Source organism: Enterococcus camelliae (assembly GCF_042685105.1).
Classification (GTDB): domain Bacteria; phylum Bacillota; class Bacilli; order Lactobacillales; family Enterococcaceae; genus Enterococcus_G; species Enterococcus_G camelliae.
The window spans coordinates 9,733-10,152 of the sequence record NZ_JBHUMO010000051.1 but is presented as its reverse complement, the minus strand read 5'-3'; the positions used below and the strand labels follow the sequence as shown (position 1 = coordinate 10,152).

Annotated in this window: 1 pseudogene; it reads left to right on the top strand. The window is 41.9% G+C overall.

Annotated elements, in window-relative coordinates:
* Positions 1-420 (top strand): annotated as a pseudogene (locus ACFSR0_RS11920) (IS30 family transposase); the annotation flags it as partial.

The following is a 420-nucleotide window of genomic DNA, read 5'->3' as shown; positions in this document are numbered from 1 at the left end:
ATTGATTTACCTATGAAGACCAGGATGCGACCACGAAAGAAAACAGTTTCAGACCCGAAGGGCCGCAATGCTAGACACTTAGGACGCAGCATTGAAGAACGTGCGCCAGAAGTACTATCAAGAGAAACATTTGGACATTGAGAAGTTGATTTGGTCTTAGGAAAAAAAACAAAAAAATGAGCCCGTCATCATCACGATGGTTGAACGGAAAACGTGCTACTTTCTCACAAAAAAAGTTTGGGGAAAAGCGCCGCATTGGTTCAAAAAGGTGTACTTGATTTAATAAAAAAACAAGGGCTAGAACAATTCAAGACGCTAACCACGGATAACGGATCTGAATTTTCCACGCTATCTCTTATCGAAGAAAGCTCCTCGGGTGTTCAGGTATTCTTTACCCATGCGTATGCCTCTTGGGAAAAA